This is a genomic window from Rhizobium sp. UBA1881, assembly GCF_002338015.1.
Taxonomy (GTDB): domain Bacteria; phylum Pseudomonadota; class Alphaproteobacteria; order Rhizobiales; family Rhizobiaceae; genus Rhizobium.
On record NZ_DDHH01000102.1, the window covers coordinates 1 to 4,500 of the forward strand.

5 protein-coding genes are annotated in these 4,500 nt (G+C 62.4%); 2 read left to right on the forward strand and 3 right to left on the reverse strand.

The features are described 5' to 3' along the window. The coding region (locus B3605_RS12490; protein ID WP_296434116.1) for a hypothetical protein at positions 1-294 on the forward strand (294 nt) is incomplete at its 5' end. 73 nt (positions 295-367) lie between these two features. Here the strand turns inward: B3605_RS12490 and B3605_RS12495 are convergent. From B3605_RS12495 to B3605_RS12505, 3 genes are all read right to left on the reverse strand, one after another. Then, on the reverse strand, positions 368-520 hold the full coding sequence (locus tag B3605_RS12495; protein ID WP_112944941.1) for an entericidin: 153 nt from the start codon (positions 518-520) through the stop codon (positions 368-370). 153 nt (positions 521-673) lie between these two features. Next, the gene (gene serA, locus B3605_RS12500) at positions 674-2,269 is read right to left on the reverse strand and encodes a phosphoglycerate dehydrogenase (RefSeq protein WP_112944940.1); all 1,596 of its coding nucleotides are present in this window, start codon (positions 2,267-2,269) and stop codon (positions 674-676) included. An 86-nt stretch (positions 2,270-2,355) separates the two neighbouring features. Continuing rightward, complete coding sequence (locus B3605_RS12505) at positions 2,356-3,537, reverse strand: phosphoserine transaminase (RefSeq protein WP_112944939.1); 1,182 nt, start codon at positions 3,535-3,537, stop codon at positions 2,356-2,358. Between the two features lie 287 nt (positions 3,538-3,824). Between B3605_RS12505 and B3605_RS12510 the strand changes: the two genes are divergently transcribed. Then, positions 3,825-4,367 (forward strand): DoxX family protein, encoded by a 543-nt coding sequence (locus B3605_RS12510; RefSeq protein ID WP_296434119.1) that lies wholly within the window; start codon positions 3,825-3,827, stop codon positions 4,365-4,367. The last annotated feature ends 133 nt before the right edge of the window (positions 4,368-4,500 follow it).

The window sequence follows — 4,500 nt, forward strand, 5'->3', positions numbered from 1 at the left end:
ACCCCACCACCGGCGAAGAGTTCGTCGAAAACCATGTGGGTTGCAATCGCACTTCTGGTCGTCATCGTCGCCCTGGCGGCAACCTATTGGCCAAGGGGTGCATCCGCTCCCACGGCGACCGCGCCGAGCGCAACGGCACCCGTGACCGAACCCGCAGCACCGGCGACACCGCCCGCCTCGCAGGCCACCCCGCCGGCTGCTACACCACCGGCCGCAGCCCCTGCGACCCCGGCCCCGGCAACACCAGCACCGGCGACGCCTGCCCCCGCAACACCGGCTCCCGCGAACCCGTAGTAGAGCCGGTTCGATCGTAGATAAGGAAAAGCCCGCCAGTTCAGGCGGGCTTTTTCATGCGAGGTCGGGGTGCTTAGTTCTGGCCGGCCTTCAGCACCCGATGCGTGCTGTCATCGACGGCATTGCCCATCTGGCGGCCGTCCTTGGCGAGGCCGTTGGCGGTGTTGGCGCAGGACGACAGCGCCAGCAGCGAGGTGAACGCAATGGCGACGGCAAATCGTGTCATGAAAATCTCCCTAATGATCGGCCGAAGCGGCACGCAATCGGGTAGATAGCGCCCGCCCGCCTGTGATCAACGCCGCCGCGAAAGCCGCAAAACAGAAAACCCGGCACAGTCGCCTGCGCCGGGTCTCTTCACATCTTCCCTGGGAGGAAAGCCTCAATCAACAGCAAATACGAGCGGCTTGGCCTGTCGGATTGCTGGGTTGGCGGTCAATTTTCCAAGCACGTCGTCGCTGACGGGACCATCGACGTAGAGCAGCGCGATCGCGTCACCGCCCTGCTCGCCACGGCCGAGCTGGAAGTTGGCGATGTTGACGCCGGCCGCACCCAGCGTCGTGCCGATGAAGCCGATCATGCCGGGAACGTCGGTGTTGGAGATGTAGACCATGTTCGCGCCGACGTCGCCGTCGAGGTTGATGCCCTTGATCTGGATGAAGCGCGGCTTGCCGTCGGAGAAGACCGTGCCGGCAACCGAGCGGGTCTGCTTTTCGGTCTTGACCGTCAGCTTGATGTAGCCGTCGTAAACGCCGGTCTTGTCGCGCTTGACCTCGGAAAGAACGATGCCCTTTTCCTTGATCATGATCGGAGCAGAAACCATGTTGACGTCGGCGACCTGGTTGCGGATCAGGCCGGCGAGCAGCGCAGACGTCAGCGCCTTGGTGTTCATCGTCGCGGTCGCGCCGTCGAACAGGATCTCGATCTCCTTGATCGGATCGTCCGAGACCTGGCCGACGAAGGCGCCGAGAACGTCGGCAAGCTTGATGAACGGCTTCAGGATCGGCGCTTCTTCAGCGGTGATCGATGGCATGTTGATGGCGTTGGAAACCGCACCCTTGACGAGGTAGTCCGACATCTGCTCGGCAACCTGCAGAGCAACGTTTTCCTGCGCTTCCGTGGTCGATGCGCCCAGGTGCGGCGTGCAGACGACGTTGGGCAGGCCAAACAGCGGGCTTTCCTTGGCGGGCTCGACTTCGAAGACGTCGAAGCCGGCGCCGGCGACATGGCCGGACTTGATGGCTTCGGCAAGCGCCGCTTCGTCGACCAGGCCACCACGGGCGCAGTTGATGATGCGAACGCCGGGCTTGGTCTTGGCGAGGTTTTCCTTGCCGAGAATGCCGCGGGTCTTGTCGGTCATCGGCACGTGCAGGGTGATGAAGTCGGCCTTGGCGAGCAGCTCGTCGAGTTCCACCTTGGTGACGCCCATCTCCTGAGCGCGCTCGGCCGAGAGGAAGGGGTCGTAGGCGAGGACGTGCATGCCCAGCCCAATGGCCTTCTTGCAGACGATGCCGCCGATATTGCCGGCGCCGATGACGCCGAGCGTCTTGCCGGTGATTTCGACACCCATGAACTTCGACTTTTCCCACTTGCCGGCCTGCGTCGAGGCATCGGCCTGCGGCAGCTGGCGGGCAACGGCGAACATCAGCGCGATCGCGTGTTCAGCGGTCGTGATCGAGTTGCCGAACGGCGTGTTCATGACGATGATACCGCGGCGCGAGGCGGCCGGGATATCGACGTTGTCGACGCCGATGCCGGCGCGGCCGATGACCTTGAGGTTCGTCGCAGCCGCGATCAGCTTTTCCGTCGCCTTGGTGGCGGAGCGGATGGCGAGACCGTCGTAATTGCCGATGATTTCGGCGAGCTTGTCCTTGTCCTTGCCGAGCTGCGGCTGGAAATCGACTTCGACGCCGCGATCACGGAAGATCTGGACGGCGGTTTCCGACAGTTCGTCGGATACGAGAACGCGAGGTGCCATTGGGGGCTTCCTTCAAAAGGTTCAACGATGGAATGTAATCGGGATTGCGAGGCTCCGCTTTTTCAGCGGAGCCGGATGCGATCAACTCAGGCAGCAGCCTGGGAAAGCGTTGCCTTCTGGGTCGAAAACGCCCAGGAGAGCCACGGCATCAGCTTCTGCATGTCTGCAGTTTCGATCGTGGCGCCGGCCCAGATGCGCAGGCCAGACGGCGCGTCGCGGTAATGGCCGATGTCGTAGGCGACACCTTCCTTGTCGAGCAGGCTGACGATGCCCTTGGCGAAGTTCGCCTGGCCGTCGGCGTCGAGCGCCAAAACGTCCTTATCGGTGATCTTCAGGCAGACAGACGTGTTGGAAGCCGTCTCGGCCTTGACCGCCAGGTTGGCAATCCAGTCATTGGCGGCGACGAAGTCGGCGATGACCTTGGCGTTTGCATCGGCGCGCGCCATCAGGCCCTTCAGGCCGCCGACGTCCTTCGACCACAGCAGCGCATCGATATAGTCCTCGACGCAAAGCATCGACGGCGTATTGATGGTTTCACCGGTGAAGATGCCCTCGATCAGCTTGCCGCCCGAGGTCATGCGGAAAATCTTCGGCAGCGGCCAGGCCGGTGCGTAGGTGGTGAGACGCTCGACGGCGCGCGGCGACAGAATGATGACGCCATGAGCGCCCTCACCGCCGAGAACCTTCTGCCAGGAGAAGGTGACGACATCGAGCTTGGCGAAATCGAGGTTCTGCGCGAAGGCGGCCGACGTCGCGTCGCAGATTGTCAGGCCCTTGCGGTCGGCGGGAATGAAATCGCCGTTCGGAACGCGAACGCCCGAGGTGGTACCGTTCCAGGTGAAGACGACGTCGCGGTCGAAATCGATGGTCGAGAGATCGGGCAGCTCGCCGTAACCGGCTTCGATCGTGCGAACGTCCTTCAGCTTCAGCTGCTTGACGACGTCGGTGACCCAACCGGCGCCAAAGCTTTCCCAGGCGACCATGTCGACGCCGCGCTCGCCGAGCAGCGACCAGAGCGCCATTTCGACGGCGCCGGTATCGGAAGCGGGCACGATGCCGATGCGGTAATCCGCAGGCACTTCGAGAACTTCGCGTGTGAGATCAATGGCCTGCTTGAGCTTCGTCTTTCCGATCTTCGCGCGATGCGAGCGGCCGAGCGGCGCGTCGGAAAGGGCTTCGAGCGACCAACCGGGGCGCTTCGAGCAAGGGCCAGAAGAAAAATGGGTGTTGTTCGGACGGACGTCCGGCTTCGCGGTGGCAGTGGCCATATGTATACCCTTCCAGGTAATTAGCCTCTCGTTGGGGAGAGGTGTCCCGCCGCCGGATTTATTCCTGGTCCCTGTCGCAGTCAAGCGGAAAATCGTCGTGGCTGGATGAGTGCGTTTGGCCACCGCGCAAGATCACGAAAACGTGATCAACAGCCCTTGCTCGGCTTGACGCAGATCAAGACCGGCGGGAGCGAACTGCGGAACAACGGGTTCGTAAGCAACCACATGCACCTAAGAAAGTGATTGCCATGAATGCCCCTACAGCCTTTTACAGCACCAGAGCCAATTTGATTATTCCTTTCATGTCGGGCTTCTACGACCGCTTCGCGGAACCCTTCGCATGGGCGGCCATGAGAATCGCCGTCGGCGGCATGCTTGTCGTCGAGGGATGGGTAAAGATCAGCCACCCCCTCGCCCAGGTCGGCTTCGTCGAAAACATCGGGTTCCATCCCGGGTGGCTTTGGTCGCCGCTTCTGGCCGGCCTGCAGTTTTTCGGCGGCTTCCTGATCGCGATCGGCCTCTTCACGCGGCCCTTGGCGCTCGCCAACACGATCATGCTCGCCATCACGCTATGGTATCATTTTGCCTTCCCCTACGGCTCGGAGTTTCTGACGCCGGCCGGTATCGAGGCACTGAAAAGCGGCACGACCGAATACTTCACCCCCGCCGCTCTCGCCCGGCTCAAGGACGGCGGAGAGGCCTTCCTGGAGACCGTGCAGACCAAGGCGGAACTCGCTTCGCTGTTCTGGATGGGTGGCACGGGTCTGTTCGCAGCCTTCGGCGGCGGCGCCTTCTCGGTTGACCGCACCTTGCTGCAGAAGGAATTCTGACGCTCGACCACGCCCCAAAACAAAAAAGCCGCTCGGCGTACCGGGCGGCTTTTTCGTATTCAGGACACTGGTCTTACTTGTAGACCGGCTGCTGCAGCGGAATTTCCGGAGCCGGCTCGTAGGAAGCCGTCTG

Coding starts and splice junctions, on each gene's coding strand:
- serA (WP_112944940.1), bottom strand. CDS start 2,269: ATGGCACCTCGCGTTCTCGTATCCGACGAACTGTCGGAAACCGCCGTC.
- B3605_RS12505 (WP_112944939.1), bottom strand. CDS start 3,537: ATGGCCACTGCCACCGCGAAGCCGGACGTCCGTCCGAACAACACCCAT.
- B3605_RS12495 (WP_112944941.1), bottom strand. CDS start 520: ATGACACGATTTGCCGTCGCCATTGCGTTCACCTCGCTGCTGGCGCTG.